General features: G+C 71.8%; 16 protein-coding genes and 1 pseudogene. 4 read left to right on the top strand and 13 right to left on the bottom strand.

The features are described 5' to 3' along the window. Positions 1-804, top strand: an 804-nt coding sequence (locus tag ACYVPE_RS34770; protein ID WP_461037801.1) for a methyltransferase, incomplete at its 5' end; no start/stop codon positions are given. 76 nt (positions 805-880) lie between these two features. Here ACYVPE_RS34770 and ACYVPE_RS34765 read toward each other — a convergent pair. Next, the gene (locus ACYVPE_RS34765) at positions 881-1,495 is read right to left on the bottom strand and encodes a DNA-3-methyladenine glycosylase I (protein ID WP_461037800.1); all 615 of its coding nucleotides are present in this window, start codon (positions 1,493-1,495) and stop codon (positions 881-883) included. A gap of 45 nt (positions 1,496-1,540) precedes the next feature. Further along, complete coding sequence (locus ACYVPE_RS34760) at positions 1,541-2,149, bottom strand: TetR/AcrR family transcriptional regulator (RefSeq protein ID WP_461037799.1); 609 nt, start codon at positions 2,147-2,149, stop codon at positions 1,541-1,543. 120 nt (positions 2,150-2,269) lie between these two features. On the opposite strand from ACYVPE_RS34760, the gene ACYVPE_RS34755 reads away from it, so the two are divergent. Next, positions 2,270-3,091: an SDR family NAD(P)-dependent oxidoreductase gene (locus ACYVPE_RS34755; RefSeq protein ID WP_461037798.1), complete on the top strand. Its 822-nt coding sequence runs from the start codon at positions 2,270-2,272 to the stop codon at positions 3,089-3,091. Position 3,092: 1 nt separating this feature from the next. Here the strand turns inward: ACYVPE_RS34755 and ACYVPE_RS34750 are convergent, their stop codons facing one another. Continuing rightward, a complete protein-coding gene (locus ACYVPE_RS34750; RefSeq protein ID WP_461037797.1) occupies positions 3,093-4,229 on the bottom strand; it encodes a winged helix DNA-binding domain-containing protein in 1,137 nt (378 codons plus the stop codon). Positions 4,230-4,342: 113 nt separating this feature from the next. Beyond that, positions 4,343-4,588, bottom strand: coding sequence for a hypothetical protein (locus tag ACYVPE_RS34745; protein ID WP_461037796.1), 246 nt, complete (start codon positions 4,586-4,588; stop codon positions 4,343-4,345). A 180-nt stretch (positions 4,589-4,768) separates the two neighbouring features. Here ACYVPE_RS34745 and ACYVPE_RS34740 point away from each other — a divergent pair, with 180 nt between their 5' ends. Continuing rightward, entirely contained in the window at positions 4,769-6,325 is a 1,557-nt protein-coding gene (locus ACYVPE_RS34740; protein ID WP_461037795.1) for a cellulase family glycosylhydrolase, read from the top strand. A 39-nt stretch (positions 6,326-6,364) separates the two neighbouring features. After that, complete coding sequence (locus ACYVPE_RS34735) at positions 6,365-9,436, top strand: NACHT domain-containing protein (protein WP_461037794.1); 3,072 nt, start codon at positions 6,365-6,367, stop codon at positions 9,434-9,436. A gap of 91 nt (positions 9,437-9,527) precedes the next feature. On the opposite strand, the gene ACYVPE_RS34730 is transcribed toward ACYVPE_RS34735, so the two are convergent. From ACYVPE_RS34730 to ACYVPE_RS34690, 9 genes and pseudogenes are all read right to left on the bottom strand, one after another. Continuing rightward, a complete protein-coding gene (locus ACYVPE_RS34730) occupies positions 9,528-12,050 on the bottom strand; it encodes an ATP-dependent Clp protease ATP-binding subunit (protein ID WP_461037793.1) in 2,523 nt (840 codons plus the stop codon). A 555-nt stretch (positions 12,051-12,605) separates the two neighbouring features. After that, positions 12,606-12,953 carry a histone-like nucleoid-structuring protein Lsr2 gene (locus ACYVPE_RS34725; protein WP_461037792.1) on the bottom strand — a complete coding sequence of 116 codons (348 nt, stop codon included), beginning with the start codon at positions 12,951-12,953 and terminating at the stop codon, positions 12,606-12,608. Between the two features lie 171 nt (positions 12,954-13,124). Beyond that, on the bottom strand, positions 13,125-13,643 hold the full coding sequence (locus ACYVPE_RS34720; protein ID WP_461037791.1) for an amino-acid N-acetyltransferase: 519 nt from the start codon (positions 13,641-13,643) through the stop codon (positions 13,125-13,127). A 9-nt stretch (positions 13,644-13,652) separates the two neighbouring features. Continuing rightward, entirely contained in the window at positions 13,653-14,126 is a 474-nt protein-coding gene (locus ACYVPE_RS34715) for a BlaI/MecI/CopY family transcriptional regulator (RefSeq protein ID WP_461037790.1), read from the bottom strand. A 211-nt stretch (positions 14,127-14,337) separates the two neighbouring features. Continuing rightward, on the bottom strand, positions 14,338-14,508 hold the full coding sequence (locus tag ACYVPE_RS34710; protein WP_461037789.1) for a hypothetical protein: 171 nt from the start codon (positions 14,506-14,508) through the stop codon (positions 14,338-14,340). 423 nt (positions 14,509-14,931) lie between these two features. Further along, positions 14,932-15,729, bottom strand: a complete 798-nt coding sequence (locus ACYVPE_RS34705) for a type III pantothenate kinase (protein ID WP_132817845.1) — start codon at positions 15,727-15,729, stop codon at positions 14,932-14,934. Between the two features lie 2 nt (positions 15,730-15,731). Next, on the bottom strand, positions 15,732-16,754 hold the full coding sequence (gene nadC / locus ACYVPE_RS34700; RefSeq protein ID WP_461037802.1) for a carboxylating nicotinate-nucleotide diphosphorylase: 1,023 nt from the start codon (positions 16,752-16,754) through the stop codon (positions 15,732-15,734). Positions 16,755-16,881: 127 nt separating this feature from the next. Beyond that, a complete protein-coding gene (locus tag ACYVPE_RS34695; protein ID WP_461037788.1) occupies positions 16,882-18,597 on the bottom strand; it encodes an L-aspartate oxidase in 1,716 nt (571 codons plus the stop codon). Next, positions 18,594-18,755: pseudogene (locus ACYVPE_RS34690) on the bottom strand (pantoate--beta-alanine ligase); the annotation flags it as partial. The pseudogene ACYVPE_RS34690 and the gene ACYVPE_RS34695, both read right to left, overlap by 4 nt. Between the last annotated feature and the right edge of the window lie 75 nt (positions 18,756-18,830).

Genomic DNA, 18,830 nt, shown 5'->3' with positions numbered 1-18,830 from the left:
CTGCGCCGCGCGCCGGAGGCGGCCCGCGCCTGCGCGGAGGCGTGGGGCCCGCCGGACGGCCGGGCCGCGGTGGCCCCGCTGCCCGAGCTGCTCGGGGCGATCGGCGCCCACGAGTGGCGCCGCCGGGGTGTGCCGATACCCGCCCTCGACGGGGCCCGGATCCACCCGCACCACGGCGTGTTCTCACCGGTGCGCGGCGAGTACGTCGACCTGGTGGCCAGCGCCCCGCTGCCGACCGCGGCCCCCGACCTCGGGAGCGCCCTGGACCTCGGCACCGGCACCGGGGTGCTGGCCGCCGTGCTGGCCAGGCGCGGCATCCGCCATGTCACCGCCACCGACCACGACCCCAGGGCGGTGGCCTGTGCCCGGGAGAACCTGGCCCGCCTCGGCCTGGCCGACCGGACGACCGTGCACCACGCCGACCTCTACCCCCACCCGGCCGCCCTCGGCCGGACGGCCCTGGTGGTGTGCAATCCGCCCTGGCTGCCCGAGCGCCCCCACTCGCCCCTGGAGCACGCCGTCTACGACCCCGACGGTCGGATGCTGTACGGCTTCCTGGCCGGCCTGGCTGACCGCTTGGTGCCCGGTGGCGAGGGCTGGCTGCTCCTCTCCGACCTGGCCGAGCACCTGGGCCTGCGCACCCGGGCCCAGCTGCTCGCCGCCTTCGACGCGGCCCGCCTCCGCGTCGTCGACCGGCTGGAGACCAGACCGACCCACCGCCGGGCCAGGGAGACCGCCGACCCCCTCCATCACGCTCGCTCGGCCGAGGTGACCTCACTCTGGCGGCTGGCTCCCGAACCCTGAACGACCTCCCGGCCGCGGCGCCTGCCCTGGCCCCGGCCCCGGCCCCGGCCCCGGCCCCGGAGCCTGGCACTCCGCACTACGAACCCTGGGCACCGCCCTCCTTCCCCACCGCGTCACGGACATGGCAGTCGGCCAGGTGGTCGTTGACCAGGCCGCAGGCCTGCATCAGCGCGTAGGCCGTGGTGGGGCCGACGAAGCGGAAGCCGCGCCGCTTGAGGGCCTTCGACAGCGCCGTGGACTCCTCCGTGGTGGCCGGTATGTCGCCGGGCTTCCGCGGCGCCGGCCGCCCCGCCGCCTCCGGCGCGTGCGACCAGATCAGCTCCGTCAACTCGCCCGGCTCCCACCCGGCGACCACCCGGGCGTTCGCCAACGTCGCCTCGATCTTCAGCCGGTTGCGGATGATTCCGGGGTCGGCCAGCAGGCGCGCGGCATCCTCCTCGGTGAAGGCCGCTATCTTCGCGATCGAGAAACCGGCGAAGGCTCTGCGGAAGCCCTCCCGGCGGCGCAGGATCGTCAGCCACGAGAGGCCGGACTGGAACGCCTCGAGACACAGCCGCTCGAACAGCTCGTCGTCCCCGCGAACCGGCCGGCCCCACTCGGTGTCGTGATACTCCCGGTAGTCCTCCGGGGTGATCCCCCAGGGACAGCGCAGCAACCCGTCGGGCCCTGCCACCGCCTGCGTTTCGTTCATACCGGGCAGTGTGCACCAGGCCACTGACAATCGGACACGAACGCCCTATGAGCTGCGGTTCTCCCCGCCCGGCGAGCCGCCGCCACCACCCCTGAGGCCGTCGAGCACGAAGCCGGCGTGCCGGCGCCACGCCTCCGGCTCCACCTCGGCCGTCACCTGGACGATCCGGCCGAGCGCCATGATCTGCAGGCCGATGTCGGTCGCCGAGACGTCGGCCCGCAACGCGCCCTGCCCGTGCGCCCGGTCGACCAGGCTGGTGAGCGAGTCACGCAGGTGCTCCTGGCAGGCCGCGATCGCCGCCGAGTCCTGTGCGACTCCGCCGAGCCCGTCCAGGATCGCCCGGCGCCGCACCATCAACTCCAGCGTGCTCTCCACGAAGGTGCGCAGCCCCTGCCAGGCGTCGGGCGCCGCGTCGGCCCGCTCCGTCAGCTCTGACCAGGCGGCGAGGTCGGGCTTGATGACGGCGCGGAACAGATCGTCCTTGGTCGGAAAGTGCCGGTAGAGGGTGCCCATGCCCACCCCGGCCTCGCGGGCGATCTCCCGCACGTCCACCGCGAGCCCGCGCTCCGCGAACGCCCGGGTGGCGGCTTCGAGCAGCTGTTCCCTGTTGCGGACGGCGTCGCGTCGCTGGCGCCGTGAAGAGGTCGTGGCCACGGAGACAGTCTAGTGACCGTTGCGGAGCAGCCGCTCCGTTATGTAGAGTGACATCGTTCCGGAGCATATGCTCCGGAACAGCGCCTCGGCGCGCGCACAGTCACACATCGGGAGGAAGCCATGTCCACCGTCGTCATCACCGGCGGCACCGACGGGATCGGGCGGGCACTGGCCGCGCACCACCTGCGCCAGGGAGACACGGTCGTGGTGGTCGGCCGCAGCCGGGCCAAGTTCGACGCCCTGGAGGCGGCCGCCGGCGGCACCGCCCACTTCGTCGCCGCCGACCTGCGGCTCGCGCGCGAGAGCCTGCGCGTCGTCGCCGAGCTCAGGTCACGCTTCCGGGTGATCGACGTGCTCGTGCTCGGCGCGGCCTACGTCCACCGCGACCGGTCGGTCACGGAGGAGGGGTTCGAGCACACCTTCGCGCTCTACTACCTGTCCCGCCACATCCTGGCCCACGGCCTCGCGGCGGAGCTGCGCGCTGCGCCGAACCCGCTGGTCCTCGACCTGACGGTCCCCGGCGGGGCCCACGACGCCATCCGTTGGGACGACCTCCAGCTCGCCGCCGGCTTCAGCTGGCGCGCCGCCAACCAGCAGTCCCGCCGCGCCGCCGAGCTCTCGGCCCTCCGGCTCTCCGGCGACATACGCTGCGCGCTCTGGGGCCCCGCCGCCCTGGTGCGCACCAGCCTCCAGGGCGAGTTGGGCCCGGTCGCCCGCCCCCTGGCGACCGCGCTCAAGGCCACGCTCGGCAGGCCGGTCGAGCGGGCCATAGCGCCGCTCGTCGCGTTGACCGCCCAGCCGCCGGCCGAGCCGTTGACGGCCCACCGGGGCACCCGGCGCATACCCCTCACCATCGGCGAGGCCGACCACCGGGACGCGGCGCGGCTCCACGCGGAGACGGAGCGGCTGCTCGCCCCGTTCCGCACGGCCGATCCGGTGTGACTCAGGCGGGCAACACGCGGGCCTCGCCGGCCGGCAGCCTGGTCCACCAGTGGTGGTAACGCCGGTAGACGCTCGGCTCCCGTCCGCCGAGGAATGCCACCAACCGGCGGGCCTCGGCGGCAAGGCCGGCCCAGACCTCCTCCGGAAGGGCGTGGAAGGCGGTCGCCTCGATCCCCCCGTCGACCGCGCGCCACACTCCGGCGACATGACCATCGACCAGAAGGGTGGGAAGCACGTCACCGTTCTGACGAATCACGAGCTTGCGATAGGCGGGCGGAATGACGCGCCCACGATCCTCGTAGGCCAGCAGGATGCTGTCCCACATCGCCATCAGCCTGGGCGGCGCCGGCGTGTCCTCAGCCGGCCGGGGCGCCCCGGGTATGTCGAACAACTCCTCGCCGCCCGGCCCTTCGAGGCGCTCCAGCCGACCCGCGAGCTCCCGCACCGCGGCTCTGGTCCGAGCCCGCTGCACCAGGGCGAACCGCGCCATGTCCGCAACTGTGGCGGGGCCGAAACCCTCCAGATAGCGCAGGATCAGCGTCGGCAGGGCCGTGGCCGCCACGGCATCGGACAGCACCGGCGGGACGGCGGGCGCCACGTACGAGGGCTGAACGCCGAACGACCAGACCTCCTCCACGGTGGGCACGCGCCACAGCGGCGCGTACTGCCGCAGCCCCCACCAGGCATCCGCCTCGTCGGAGCCCAGGTGTTCGGTGAGCCAGGCCCGGCACTCACCGGCCGTCCGAGGCTCGCGTACGAAGTCCAGCAGCCTCGGGACCAGGGCAGCTGCGTCCCGGACCGTGAACCCGCCTTCCAGGAACCGGCCCCCGAGCTTGGCCGCCCGCAGCGAGGGCTCGGTCGCCTCCCGGAAGGCCCGATAGTCAGCGGCGTGAACAGCGTGCAGCGTCATCCGCACCATGTTGGACTTGACGATCGCCCGGTCGGCGAAGGCGCCGTCGAGTTCCCCGGCGTCGAAGTCGGCGAGCCGGTTCCACAGCGCCAGATACGGCGAAGCCGGATGCTGCGCCTGGAGGGCCACCGCCCGCCGCACCCCCTCGACGGCCCCGAGCGGCGCGCGCCCGAGCAACATCTGCCGACCGAGCGTGGCCCGGTTGAGCGCCCGCGCGCTGATCCTCATGCCGAACAAGCCTTCGTTCCCGGAGGCGGGAGAAGTTCACCCGCCAGACGGCATCCGATCCTAAGGACGATCGCCACCGTCCGGAAGCGCCCGGAACCACGACCGCGAAGGAGTCACTCGGGCCCGAGGTCCCGGTAGGGCACCTCCCGCAGATAGAGCGCCCCGCAGGTGTGGCAGTTGTACTCGGCCTGTCGCCCCCACTCCCCGTCCGGCAGGACCCTGGCGTCCGGCTCCAGCATCCGCCCGCACATCGCCTGGGCCTCGCCGTCCCGCACTATGTGCCACGTCTTCACCGGCCGGTCGGCCCCGGTCAGGTCCGTGTCCTCCTCGTACTCGGCCCGCATCAGGTGCTCCGCCACGCCCACCACCTCCTGGTGTCCACTATGTCGCGATTCCGGGCCCTCGCCCACCGGGCCCCACCCACCGGGCGAACGCCGGACAGGCCGAGCGGCTCGACGGCTTGACACCGCCGTCCCCACCGTCGAACATCCAGCCCATGGGAGCGCTCCCATTCCCTTCCGAGGAATCGAGGTGCGCACATGCAACACCGACACCAACGCCGAGCCGGCCGAGCGCGCGGGGTCCGCTGGTTCAGACAGCTGGCCGCCGCCCTGCTCACGGCCGTGCTCGTTCTCAGCGGGGCCGCGCTCTCCACCGGCACGGCCCAGGCCGCCCCAGGCGACGGCCCCTGGTCCACCTCAGGCGGCCAGATCGTCGACGCCGCGGGCAACGAGGTCCGCATGACCGGGATCAACTGGTTCGGCATGGAGACCGATACCTTCGCCCCACACGGCCTCTGGGCCCGGAGCTACCGGGACATGCTCGACCAGGTGAAGGACCTCGGCTACAACACGCTCCGGCTTCCCTTCTCCAACCAGCTCTTCAACGCCGGCGCCACCCCCAACGGGATCGACTTCACCAGGAACCCCGACCTCCAGGGCCTCACCGGCATCCAGATCATGGACCGGATCATCGGCTACGCGGGCGACATCGGCCTGCACGTCTTCCTGGACCGCCACCGCCCCGACTCCACCGGCCAGTCGGAGCTCTGGTACACCGCCGCCTACAGCGAGCAGCGCTGGATCAACGACTGGGTGATGCTGGCCAACCGCTACCGCGGCGACGACACCGTCGTGGGCGCCGACCTGCACAACGAGCCGCACGGCGCGGCCACCTGGGGCAGCGGTACGCAGTCCACGGACTGGCGGCTGGCCGCCGAACGCGCCGGCAACGCGGTCCTGGCCGCCAACCCCGACTGGTTGATCATCGTCGAGGGCATCGAGTGCTACAACGGCGACTGCAACTGGTGGGGCGGCAACCTGATGGGCGCCCGTGACCACCCCGTCCGCCTCAGCAACCCGAACAAGCTGGTCTACTCGGCCCACGAGTACGCGACGTCCGTCTTCAACCAGCCCTGGTTCAGCGACCCGTCCTTCCCCAACAACCTGCCCGCCCGCTGGGACCGTTACTGGGGTTACCTGGAGACGACCGACACCGCGCCGGTGCTGCTCGGCGAGTTCGGCAGCACGCTGACCGCCGCCAAGGACCAGCAGTGGCTGACCCGGCTGATGCAGTACCTCGGCACCGGCACCAGCGGCATCGACTTCACCTACTGGTCCCTGAACCCCAACTCCGGTGACACCGGCGGCATCCTCAACAGCGACTGGACCACGGTCGACACCAACAAGCAGCGCTTCCTCGACGCCTACCTGCTGCCGGTCGGCGAGGGCGGCGGCGATCCGGGCGGCCCTGGCGACCCCGGCGGTCCAAGCGATCCGACCCTCTCCTGCCGCGTCACCTACGCCGTCACCAGCAGTTGGAACGGCGGCTTCCAGGCCAACGTCATCGTCGCCAACACCGGCGCCACCCCGATCAACGGCTGGTCCCTCGGCTGGTCCTTCACCGGCACCGAGCAGATAGCCAGCTCGTGGAACACCCGCCTCACCCAGTCGGGCCGGGCGGTCACCGCCGCCGACGCCGGCTGGAACGGCACGCTCTCCCCCGGCTCCACCGCGTCGTTCGGTTTCACCGCCACCACCTCGGGCACGGCCACCACACCCGCCGCCTTCGCCCTCAACGGAACGACCTGCGCCTGACGCCAACCCCCGGCCGCCGCCCCGACCTACGCTGATCCCATGGAACTTGCGGGGGCGGGACTACGGCTGGCATCGAGCGCGTTCACCCCACTGATCAGGCGGCTGTTCCGCCAGGACGGCCCGGGCGCCGGCCTGGCGGACAGGCCGGTGCGGATCTCGTCGCTCATCTCGTTCCGCGGCGAGAAGCGGAGCCTTGGCCAGGCCGACCTGGACAGGCTCTGCGAGGAGTTGCTGCGGCGCGCGGTACGCGGCATGGGCCCACACGACGCCCCGCCCGATGACGAACTCCTGGCGACCGCCGGCCTGCTGGCCCGGACGTTCGCCGGCCTCGGCGAACTCGACATGGACGACGTCCAGGCCGTCCGGCTCGGCCAGCGGGAGTTCGCCCGCCGCATCGCGATCTCCGCCGACCCGCTCTACCTGCGGGTCCTCGACGCCGCCTGCCTGCACATCCTGAACTTCTTCACCCAACGCTCCACGTTCGTCGCCCGCACCCTGGTCGAGCAGAGCCGCCAGCTCGACCAACTCACCCGGGCCGTCGACCTGTTGATCGAGCGCGTGCCGTCCAGGTCGGCCGAGGACACCGCCTTCGAGGAGCGCTACGCGCGGTACGTCCAGCACGAGCACGGCCAGCTGGCCATCTACGGCCTCGACCTCCGCCAGTCCCGCGAGTGGCCGCTGGACGACGCGTATCTGAGCCTGGAGACGACGCACGCGGAACCGGAGTCCGCGCCGCAGCGCGCCGAACGCGCCCTCGCCGGCCGCGAGCGGGTGCTGCTGCGCGGCCTGGCCGGCTCAGGCAAGACGACGCTGGTCCAGTGGCTCGCCGTCACCACCGCCCGGCAGGAGCTCCACGACGGCCTGTCCCACCTCCTCGGCCGGGTGCCGTTCGTGCTCCCCATGCGGACGCTGACCCGCGACCGCCAGCGGCTGCCCGAGCCGGACCAGTTCCTGGCCGTGGTCGACTGCCCGCTGGCCGGCGCGCAACCCGAGCGGTGGATGGATCGCGTCCTGTCGGCCGGGCGCGGGCTGTTGCTGGTCGACGGCATCGACGAGATCCCGGAGGACGAACGCGACGCCGTCCGCACCTGGCTGCGGCGGCTGAACGCCTCGTACCCCGGCAACCTGTGGCTGGTCACGGCGCGGCCGTCCGCCGTCCGCCAGGACTGGCTGGGGTCGGAAGCGTTCACCGAGCTGACCCTGTCGGCGATGAGCCGGGACGACGTCCGGGCCTTCACGCACCGCTGGCACCGGGCGGTGGGGGCTGACGGCGAGGCCGCGAGCACCCTGCTCGACCTGATCCGGTCCCGCCCCGACCTCGGCGCACTCGCCGGCAGCCCGTTGATGTGCGCGCTGATCTGCGCCCTGCACCGGGAGCGCAACGGCCACCTCCCGCGCGGCCGCAAGGCCCTCTACGACGCCGCCCTCGCCATGCTCCTCGAACGCCGCGACCGGGAACGGCCCAACCCGCCGCGCGGCGGCCTCGATCTCGACGCCGAGACGCAGATCTCGCTGCTGCAGAAACTGGCGTACTGGCTGATCACCAACGGCCGCTCCGAACTCGCGACGCCACTCGCCACCCGGCTGATCGGCCAGGCCCTGCCGGCCATCCACCAGGGCGACCGACTCGGCTCCCCCGAGGACGTGCTCCGTCGCCTCGTGGAACGTTCCGGCGTGCTGCGCGAACCCGTCGAAGGCGCCCTGGACTTCGTGCACCGCACCTTCCAGGACTATCTCGGCGCCCGCGAGATGGTGGAATGGCAGCACTTCCCCGCGCTGGTGGAAAAGGCCCACCTCGACCAGTGGGAGGACGTGGCGCGAATGGCCGTCGCCCACGCCCAACCGGTGCAACGCGGCGAAATCCTGCGCGCGTTGATCGAACGCGGCGACCACGACCCGGAGCACCGGGTGCGACTGCATCTGCTCGCGATGGCATGTCTGGAACACGCCACCCAGCTCGCCCCGGATATCCGCGGCGAGGTGGAGGACCGCGCGAGGGGATATCTTCCGCCCCGATGCCATGAGGAATCCCAGGCCCTGGTGGAAATCGGCCCCGTCGTCGCGGAGTTGCTGCCGGGTCCGGAAGACCTGACCGACCGCGAGGCCACGGCCGTGGTCACCGCGGCCACCCGGATCGGCACGGATTCGGCGCTCACCGTCCTGTCCGGCTTCCGGCATCTGCCCAACCCCGAGATCCACCACATTCTGGCCACCGGGTGGAAACGGTTCGAAACCGAGGGGTACTTCCACGAGATCATCGCGCGCCTGCCGGCCGTCGACGAGCCGTGGTTCTACGGCACCAGCCGTGCCGAGCTCTCACTGCTCGCCACGTTGGAGGGGCTGCGGATGGTCGACATACGCGGGGACCTCACCGCCGAGGAGATCACTCACGCCCTCGCGAAGCAGCCGATCGAGCGGCTGTGCCTCCGCGAGTGCCCCTCACTCCAGGACCTGGGTCTGCTGCGCGCCTTTCCGGATCTCCGCCGGCTGACGTTGGACGACTGCCCGGGGGTCACCGACCTGAGTGCGCTGGCCGAAACCCGCGTCGAAGCCCTCCTCCTCGACGCCACGGCCGCTCCCGTCGAGCTCGGCGGTCTGGAGCGGTTGAACCGGCTGCGCGCGCTCGTCCTCGGCGTCAGCACGGAGCTGGTCTCCCTGGAGCGTCTGCCACCCGGGGCCCCGCTGACCGACCTGTCCCTCACCATCCGATGGCTCGACCTGACCGGTCTCGGCACCTGGCCCACGCTCACGACGCTGCTGCTGCATCAGGGCGACCGGCCCCTGCACGAGCCGGAGTGGCGGGCCGTCGAGGCGTTGCCAGCCCTGAACTCCCTGGTCCTCGGCCTGGAGGCCATGCGAAGCATGGCCGAGCATGGCGTGTCCCTCCCCGGGATCACCCGCCTCGTGCTCTTCGGGGAACAGGGCGAGCTGGCACCGCTCGTCGACGCCTTCCCGGGGTTGCGCTCCCTCGTGCTGACCCGTCCACCCCAGGACCTCTCCCCCCTCGCGCGGCTGCCCGAGCTGACGTCCCTCGACGTCAACCAGCCGGTCGCCGACCACGGCCTCCCCGACCGCATCAAGGTGACCGCCCCGCCAGTCCCCCGCTACTGACCCACACACGACGGCGCCCCCACCGCCCTCTTGCGAGGGCCGCGGGGGCGCCGGTCACTTCCCGACTGAAGCGGAAGCGGTCGTCCGGTCGTCACTCCTTGGAGAGGTTCGGACCGCCGCCGGCCGCCTGCTCGACGGGCGGGACGTCGGGGAGGGAGGACTTCTCCTCGCCCCGGAAGGTGAAGGTCTTGTCCGTGCCCTCGCCCTCGGTGTCCACGACCACGATGTGGCCGGGCCGCAGCTCGCCGAAGAGGATCTTCTCGGACAGGATGTCCTCGATGTCCCGCTGGATGGTCCGCCGCAGCGGCCGGGCGCCGAGCACCGGGTCGTAGCCGCGCTTGGCCAGCAGCTGCTTGGCCTCCGTCGACAGCTCGATGCCCATGTCCCGGTCCTTGAGCCGGTCGTCCACCTGGGCGATCATCAGGTCGACGATCTGGATGATGTCGTCCTGCGTCAGCTGGTGGAAGACCACCGTGTCGTCGACACGGTTCAGGAACTCCGGCCGGAAGTGCTGCTTCAGCTCGTCGTTGACCTTGGCCTTCATCCGGTCGTACCCGGTGGCGACGTCGCCGGCCACCGCGAAGCCCATGTTGAAGCCCTTGGAGATGTCCCGGGTGCCGAGGTTGGTCGTCATGATGATGACCGTGTTCTTGAAGTCCACGACCCGGCCCTGGGAGTCGGTCAGGCGACCGTCCTCCAGGATCTGCAGCAGCGAGTTGAAGATGTCCGGGTGGGCCTTCTCGACCTCGTCGAAGAGGACCACGGAGAACGGCTTCCGGCGCACCTTCTCGGTCAGCTGGCCGCCCTCCTCGTACCCGACGTAGCCGGGCGGGGAGCCGAAGAGCCGGGAGACGGTGTGCTTCTCGCCGAACTCCGACATGTCGAGGGAGATCAGCGCGTCCTCGTCGCCGAAGAGGAACTCCGCCAGCGTCTTGGACAGCTCGGTCTTACCCACGCCGGACGGGCCGGCGAAGATGAACGAGCCACCGGGGCGCTTGGGGTCCTTCAGGCCCGCGCGGGTCCGCCGGATGGCCTGGGAGAGCGCCTTGATGGCGTCCTGCTGGCCGATGACGCGCTTGTGCAGCTCGTCCTCCATGCGGAGCAGGCGCGAGGACTCCTCCTCGGTCAGCTTGAAGACGGGGATGCCGGTCGAGGCCGCCAGGACCTCGGCGATCAGCTCCTCGTCGACCTCGGCGACGACGTCCATGTCGCCGGACTTCCACTCCTTCTCGCGCTGTGCCTTGGCGGTCAGGAGCTGCTTCTCGTTGTCGCGCAGCGAGGCGGCCTTCTCGAAGTCCTGCGAGTCGATCGCGGACTCCTTCTCACGGCGCACGCTGGCGATCTTCTCGTCGAACTCGCGCAGGTCCGGCGGCGCGGTCATCCGGCGGATCCGCATCCGGGAGCCGGCCTCGTCGATCAGGTCGATGGCCTTGTCCGGCAGGAACCGGTCGGAGATGTACCGGTCGGCCAGCTGGGCGGCGGCGACCAGGGCGGAGTCGGTGATCGACACGCGGTGGTGCGCCTCGTACCGGTCGCGCAGGCCCTTGAGGATCTCGATGGTGTGCGGCAGCGACGGCTCCGCGACCTGGATCGGCTGGAAGCGGCGCTCGAGGGCCGCGTCCTTCTCCAGGTACTTGCGGTACTCGTCGAGCGTCGTGGCGCCGATGGTCTGCAGCTCGCCGCGGGCCAGCATCGGCTTGAGGATGCTGGCGGCGTCGATCGCGCCCTCGGCGGCGCCCGCGCCCACCAGGGTGTGGAGCTCGTCGATGAACAGGATGATGTCGCCGCGGGTGCGGATCTCCTTGAGCACCTTCTTCAGGCGCTCCTCGAAGTCACCGCGGTACCGGGAGCCGGCGACCAGGGCACCGAGGTCCAGGGTGTAGAGGTGCTTGTCCTTGAGGGTCTCGGGCACCTCGCCCTTGACGATGGCCTGGGCCAGGCCCTCGACGACCGCCGTCTTGCCGACGCCGGGCTCGCCGATCAGGACCGGGTTGTTCTTGGTGCGGCGGGACAGCACCTGCATGACCCGCTCGATCTCCTTCTCGCGCCCGATGACCGGGTCGAGCTTGGATTCGCGGGCGGCCTGGGTGAGGTTCCGGCCGAACTGGTCGAGCACCAGGGAGGTGGACGGCGTGCCCTCGGAGGGCGCGCCGGCGGTGGCGGCCTCCTTGCCGCCCGAGTAACCGGAGAGCAGCTGGATGACCTGCTGCCGCACCCGGTTCAGATCGGCGCCCAGCTTCACGAGGACCTGGGCGGCGACGCCCTCGCCCTCGCGGATCAGGCCGAGCAGGATGTGCTCGGTGCCGATGTAGTTGTGGCCGAGCTGAAGCGCCTCGCGGAGCGAAAGCTCCAGGACCTTCTTGGCCCGGGGCGTGAAGGGGATGTGCCCGGACGGGGCCTGCTGGCCCTGGCCGATGATCTCCTCCACCTGCTGGCGGACCGCCTCAAGCGAGATCCCGAGGCTCTCCAGGGCCTTAGCGGCGACACCCTCACCCTCGTGGATCAGGCCCAGGAGGATGTGCTCGGTGCCGATGTAGTTGTGGTTGAGCATCCGGGCCTCTTCCTGAGCCAGGACGACAACCCGCCGCGCACGGTCGGTGAACCTCTCGAACATCGTTAATCGCTCCTCAGAGCGGTCAGGCAGTAAAGGGGTCGGTCCCCTCCCTGTCCTTCCGCAGCTTAGTCCCGCAACGGGGGACCGCTCATTCCAACTGTGGGCTCCTGTCCCCGGCGCCGTGCCCCGAACAGGCGACAACAGTTCCAACCCGATGGTGCGAGACGATGTTCCCGCAGGCCAAGGATTGACCCCCCAGACGACTACGCCGTCGGCGAACGCCTCTGGGGAACACACCCGGACCCACTACCACCGCCCCCCTCAACCAGGAGAGTGCCCGTCATCCGTCAAGGAACTGCCTACCCCTCCAGGCTGACACTCCATGCCCACGCAGCCACCGACATCCGCTACGGGCGAACGCGAACACCCCGAGCGGCGGTACCTGAACGGAGGGTGATCACGGGGTCGGGGCCGACGGGGTGGCCGGGCAGGCGGCCCTGGCCCGGACGCGGCTCGGGGGGCCGCCCGCGGTCGGGTACGGCCCCCCGGACGGGAAGCTGGCCTTCGGGCGCCGCGACGGCGCCGGCCTCGGGCTGAGCCACAGGGCCCGCGGGATCAGACGCCCGCCTTCTCGTAAGCCTCACGAATGTTGGCGGGAACACGGCCCCGGTCATTGACCTCGTATCCGTTTTCCTTCGCCCAGGCGCGGATTTTGGCCGTGTCCTGGGTGGTGGAGCCGCCGGCCGGCACCGCGGCGGCGCGACCGCGGCCGCGCGCCGCCCTGGCGCCACCGGCCCGGCGACCCGCCTTCACATACGGCTCGAGGGCATCGCGGAGCTTGTCCGCGTTTTCTGAGTTGAGGTCGATCTCGTAAGTCTTGCCGTCCAGCGCGAACGTAACGGTCTCGTCCGCCTCGCCGCCGCTGAGGTCATCGAGGAGAAGGACCTGAACCTTCTGTGCCACCGGGCTACTCCTCATTCATAGTCGCCGAATACCAATTGGGTACTGCGGTGTAATCAAACCGCCATTCCCGAGAAAACACAAACCCCGGGCTCGTGATTACATCGCATCCGATAAGACACGATGGGACGATTCGGACATAACCGTCATCGAAGCGTCATCGAGTGGGTCCAATCAGAGATGCAGCAGCATCCGACTGTTACCCAAAGTGTTGGGCTTCACGCGTTCAACCCCCAGGAACTCGGCGACGCCCTCGTCATAGGAACGCAGCAGCTCGCTGTAGACGTCCCCATCCACCGGAGCGTCGCCGATCTCGATGAACCCGTGGCGGCCGAAGAACTCCACTTCGAAGGTCAGACAGAAAATACGCCGCACGCCAAGCCAGCGGGCGGTCCCCAGCAACTTCTCCAGCACCCGGTGGCCGACTCCGTGCCCCCTCAGCAGGGGATCCACCGCCAGCGTGCGCACCTCGGCCAGGTCTTCCCACATCACGTGGAGCGCACCGCAGGCCACCACCTCACCGTCCAGGTCACGCTCGGCCACCCAGAACTCCTGAATGTCCTCGTAAAGAGTGACCGTGGCCTTGTCGAGCAGGATGCGTTCCCGCGAGTAGACGTCGATGAGGCGGCGTACGGCTGGTACATCCGTAGTCCTGGCGCGGCGGACAGTGACTTCTGTCGGGGTTTCCTGCACAAGCGGAGGCTATCGCCGAGCGCCTTCCCCATCGCCTTCGGGTGCTTCCCCTTCCGCCCCCTCTTCCGGCGCCGGCGGGGCGGCCCGCTCGGCCGGCTCTTGCCTGGCGCCGAGCGTCACTCCGGCGACATCGACCACACGCAGCGCGTCACGCAAAGCCTCGGTCTGCTCGGCCGACATCATGCCGAAGAAAGCCACCAGGGCGGCCGCCGCGTTGTCGCTCTCGGCCCATGCGTCATTCATCAAAGCCGCCGAGTAGGCCGCCCGAGTGGAGATCGCCTCATAGCGATAGGCCCGCCCCTCCTGCTCGCGCCGGACCCACCCCTTCTGGTGCAGGTTGTCGAGAACGGTCATCACCGTCGTATAGGCGATCGAACGCTCACGGCGCAGATCCTCGAGAACTTCCCGTACCGTGACGGGCCGGTTCCACTCCCACACCCGGCTCATCACCGCGTCTTCCAGCTCTCCCAGTGGTCGGGGCACAGCACGAGAATAGCCGCGCCGGACAAAAGGGGCGAGTGTGACGTTTGGGAAGGGTGCGATCGGCCATTCGGGGTCGACCGAGAACGACCGGGAGTGGCGGGAAACGAGCGCAGGCGAACGGAGACGATCGGCCGAGATCAACCGCGGATCACCGAAGGACCGATCGTGGCTCAGCTGGGACCGATCGCGGCTCGGCCGGGATCGGCCGGACTCAGCTGGGGTCGGCCGGAGAGCGGTTCTCGCGGGCGGCGATCGCCGCGTCCACGGCCGCGTCCTCCTTGTACTTGTTGGCGCCGCCCTGCGACCGCACGATCGTCACGATCAGCGCGGTGAAGCCGACGGCCATCACGGTCGGGGGAAAGAGTGCGGCGATGTAGTCCACAGCGGACCTCCCTTGGACGCGCCCGCGGATGGTGCGCCGCGGGCCGCCACACAGCCTACAGAGCCGCCTACCGGTCGCCGCTCTCGTCCCCCTCGCGCCCGTCCCGCTGCCCCTCCTCGCGCTCCCCCGGCTCCTGGGACGCCGGGGGTGCCGGTCGGCGCTTGCGGTGCGGTGGGAAGACATCCGCGGGCGTCGGAATGGGCCGGGACGCCGCGGGACGACGCTGCTGCGGCTTGCCGTTCTCTTCCCCGTCACCGCCTGGGGTGGGGGAACCCTGGGAACCCTGGGACGTAACCATAAACCGACATTAAGTGGTAAGCAGACAAATAGTGGCGATTCTCGGCGCCCCGGCGTGTTCTGCCGCTGTGCCGCTCCTGTGCCACCCCTGTTCCGCTGCCCGCCGCCCCTCCCTCCCCCCGGGGATCAGGAACGGGAGACGTTGCGCTCGTAGACCAGGCGCAGCCCGATCAGGGTCAGCCAGGGCTCGTGCTCGTCGATCACGGTGGACTCGCGCAGCACCATCGGCGCCAGCCCGCCGGTGGCGATCACTGTCACGTCGTCCGGGTCGTCCGCCAGTTCCCGCGACATCCGCTCCACCATGCCGTCCACCTGGCCGGCGAAGCCGTAGAGGATGCCGGACTGCATCGACTCCACGGTGTTCTTGCCGATCACGTGCCGCGGCCTGGCCAGCTCCACCTTGCGCAGCTGGGCGCCGCGCATGCCGAGCGCCTCGACCGAGATCTCGATGCCGGGCGCGATCGCCCCGCCGGCGTACTCGCCGCGCGCCGAGACCGCGTCGTAGGTGGTGGCGGTGCCGAAGTCGACCACGATGCAGGGCCCGCCGTAGAGCTCGACCGCGGCCACCGCGTTGATGATCCGGTCCGCGCCGACCTCCTTGGGGTTGTCGGTGAGGATCGGCACCCCCGTCTTGACGCCCGGCTCCACCAGCACCGCGGGGATGTCCCCGTAGTACCGCCTGGTCACCTCGCGCAGCTCGTGCAGCACGGAGGGCACGGTGGAGCAGATGGCGATCCCGTCGATGCCGTCGCCCAGCTCCTCGCCGAGCAGCGGGTGCATGCCCATCAGGCCCTGGAGCAGCACGGCGAGCTCGTCCGCGGTGCGGCGGGCGTCGGTGGAGATCCGCCAGTGCTCCACGATCTCCTCGCCGTCGAAGAGGCCGAGGACCGTGTGCGTGTTGCCGACGTCGATAGTGAGCAGCATGGTCAGTCGCGCCTCTCCGCACGCAGGTCGAGACCGATGTCGAGGATCGGCGAGGAGTGGGTGAGGGCGCCGACCGCCAGGTAGTCGACGCCGGCCTCCGCGTAGGCGCGGGCGTTGTCCAGGGTGAGGCGGCCCGAGGACTCCAGGGTGGCGCGGCCGCCGACGATGGCCACGGCCCGGGCGGTCTCCTCGGGGGTGAGGTTGTCCAGCAGGATCAGGTCGGCGCCCTCGGCGAGGACCGGCTCCAGCTGGTCGAGCCGGTCGACCTCGACCTCCACCGGGACGTCGGGGAACTCCTCGCGGACCCGGCGGAAGGCGGCCGCGACCCCGCCGGCCGCGATCACGTGGTTGTCCTTGACGAGCGCGGCGTCGGAGAGCGACATCCGGTGGTTGACGCCGCCGCCGCAGCGCACCGCGTACTTCTCCAGGGCGCGCAGCCCCGGCGTGGTCTTGCGGGTGTCGCGGACGTGGGCGCCGGTGCCCTCGAGGGCGTCGGCCCAGGCGCGGGTGGCGGTGGCGATGCCGGAGAGCCGGCAGAGCAGGTTGAGCGCGCTGCGCTCGCCGGTCAGCAGGTCGCGGGTGCGGGCCGTGACGGTGAGGAGCCGCTGCCCGGCGGCCACCCGGTCGCCGTCGGCGACCAGCCGCTCGACCTCGAGGTCGTCGGTGCAGACGACGGAGAGCACGGCCTCGACGATGTGCAGGCCGGCGACGACGCCGGCCTCGCGGGCGGTGAAGTCGGCGGTTGCGGTGGCGTCCTCGGGGATGGTGGCGACGGTCGTCACGTCGACGCCGTTGTCCAGGTCCTCCTCGACGGCGAGGTGGGCGATGTCCTCGACCTGGACCGGGTCGAGCCCGCCGGCCGCGAGCAGGTCGGCGAGGTCCGGGTCGAGGCCGCACTCCAGCGGGTCGTACTCGTGGTCGGGCCCGAAGCCGTCGTCCGCGCCGCAGCCGCAGCCCGCGCCGCAGCCGCCGGCCGGCTCGTCCTCGCCCGGCCGGGCGCCGATGGGCAGCAGGGTGAGCTCCACCCGCGGCGCGGAGGGCGAGGGAGGGGTCTGGGGGCTGGTCACTGTGTCTCCTTGTTCGCTTCTCCGCCCACGCGGCGAAAGCAGGCATTGGATAGAAAGCGCCGGGAGGCGGCCGCGTGTGCGTCGCTCACGAACTCTCCTTGGGGACGACGACCGTCTCCGGGAACGCGGTCGTGTCGGTGGCTCGTACGTCGAGGGCGCAGCGGACGGGGCCCGCGGCGCCCGGGTGGTGGCCGGGGCGTGCGGTGAGGACGAGGTGGCGCCGCCAGTGGGCGTCGTCCCGCTCGGGGTGGTCCTCGCGCCAGTGCGAGCCGCGGGTCTCCGCGCGGCGCAGCGCGGCGGTGACCAGGGCCCGGGCGACGAGGTGCAGGTTGGCGGTCTCCCAGGCGTCGACGCCCGGCTCGGCCGGCTTGCGGTCGTCGCCGCCGGCGGCCAGCGCGTCCAGGGCGCGGGCGGCCTCGGTGAGGCTGGCGGCGGAGCGGAGCACGCCGGCGCCGGCGGTCATGACGCGCTGGATGGCGGCGCGGGCCTCGGGCGGCAGCAGCGGCCCGGCGGCCGGGGGCGGGGGCACCTGCCCGACCGGGGCCCGGGGCGGCCCCGCGGTGATGGCGGCGGCGATGCGCTCGGCGAAGACCAGGCCCTCGAGGAGCGAGTTGGAGGCGAGCCGGTTGGCGCCGTGCACGCCGGTGCAGGCGGTCTCGCCGCAGGCGTAGAGCCCCGGCACGGTGGTGCGCCCGGCCAGGTCGGTGCGGACGCCGCCCGAGGCGTAGTGGGCGGCGGGCGCGACGGGGATCGGCCCGGTCACCGGGTCGATGCCGTGGGCCCGGCAGGCGGCCAGGATGGTGGGGAACCGCCGTGCCCACATGACGGCGCCGAAGTGGCGGGCGTCCAGGTACATGTGGTCGGTGCCGTGTTCGAGCATCCGGCGGGTGATGGCCTTGGCGACGATGTCGCGCGGCGCGAGCTCGGCCAGCTCGTGCTGGCCGACCATGAACCGCTCGCCGGCCGCGTCCACCAGGTGGGCGCCCTCGCCGCGGACCGCCTCGGAGATCAGCGGCTGCTGGCCCTCGGCGCCCGGGCCCAGGTAGAGCACGGTGGGGTGGAACTGCACGAACTCGATGTCGGAGACCTCGGCGCCGGCGCGCAGCGCGATGGCGACGCCGTCGCCGGTGGAGACGGGCGGGTTGGTGGTGGCCGAGAAGATCTGGCCCATGCCGCCGGTGGCCAGCACCACGGCGGGCGCGTGGACGGCGCCGACGCCGTCGTGCCGGCCCTCGCCCATCACGTGCAGGGTGACGCCGGCGGCGCGGCCGGCGGCGTCCTTGAGGAGGTCGAGGGCGAGGGCGTTCTCCACGGTCCTGATGCCGGCGGCGCGCACCGCGGCGACCAGGGCTCGGGATATCTCGGCGCCGGTGGCGTCGCCGCCGGCGTGGGCGATGCGGCGGCGGTGGTGGCCGCCCTCGCGGGTGAGGGCGAGGGCGCCCGCGTCGTCGGTGTCGAAGTGGGCGCCGAGGGCGATCAGCCGGCGCACGGCGCCCGGGCCCTCGGTGACCAGGGCGCGGACGGGCTCCTCGGCGCAGAGCCCTGCGCCGGCGACCAGGGTGTCGGCGAGGTGCTGCTCCGGGGTGTCGCCCTCGCCGAGCGCGGCGGCGATGCCGCCCTGGGCCCAGCGGGTCGAGCCGTCGTCGAGCCGGGCCTTGGTGACGATGACGGTGCGGCGGCCGGCGGCGGCGCAGCGCAGCGCGGCGGTGAGGCCGGCGACGCCCGAGCCGACGACGACGACCTCGGCCTCGATGGCCCAGCCGGCGCCCGGGGCGACCTGGAGGGTGTCTGGCCCGGTCATCTGCCGGCCCCCACGGTGATCCTGGCGTTGTCGATCAGCCGGGTGGTGCCGACCCGGGCGGCGAGGGCCAGCACGGCCTCGCCCGTGTGGTCGTCCGGCACCTCGCGGAAGTCGAGTGGGCCGGCGAGGACCAGGTAGTCGAGCGCGACGCCCGGCTCGGCGGCCAGCACCTAGAGCGCGGCGGCGCCGACGGCGGCCCTGACGCCGTCGGCGGCGGCCGCGCCGGCGCGCAG

It is taken from the genome of Streptomyces mayteni, from assembly GCF_054783955.1.
The sequence above is the reverse complement of the archived record's forward strand: the minus strand, read 5'-3'. Positions and strand labels throughout refer to the sequence as shown.

Coding starts and splice junctions, on each gene's coding strand:
- ACYVPE_RS34765 (WP_461037800.1), bottom strand. CDS start 1,495: ATGAACGAAACGCAGGCGGTGGCAGGGCCCGACGGGTTGCTGCGCTGT.
- ACYVPE_RS34755 (WP_461037798.1), top strand. CDS start 2,270: ATGTCCACCGTCGTCATCACCGGCGGCACCGACGGGATCGGGCGGGCA.
- ACYVPE_RS34750 (WP_461037797.1), bottom strand. CDS start 4,229: ATGAGGATCAGCGCGCGGGCGCTCAACCGGGCCACGCTCGGTCGGCAG.
- ACYVPE_RS34740 (WP_461037795.1), top strand. CDS start 4,769: ATGCAACACCGACACCAACGCCGAGCCGGCCGAGCGCGCGGGGTCCGC.
- ACYVPE_RS34735 (WP_461037794.1), top strand. CDS start 6,365: ATGGAACTTGCGGGGGCGGGACTACGGCTGGCATCGAGCGCGTTCACC.
- ACYVPE_RS34730 (WP_461037793.1), bottom strand. CDS start 12,050: ATGTTCGAGAGGTTCACCGACCGTGCGCGGCGGGTTGTCGTCCTGGCT.
- ACYVPE_RS34705 (WP_132817845.1), bottom strand. CDS start 15,729: ATGCTGCTCACTATCGACGTCGGCAACACGCACACGGTCCTCGGCCTC.
- ACYVPE_RS34695 (WP_461037788.1), bottom strand. CDS start 18,597: ATGACCGGGCCAGACACCCTCCAGGTCGCCCCGGGCGCCGGCTGGGCC.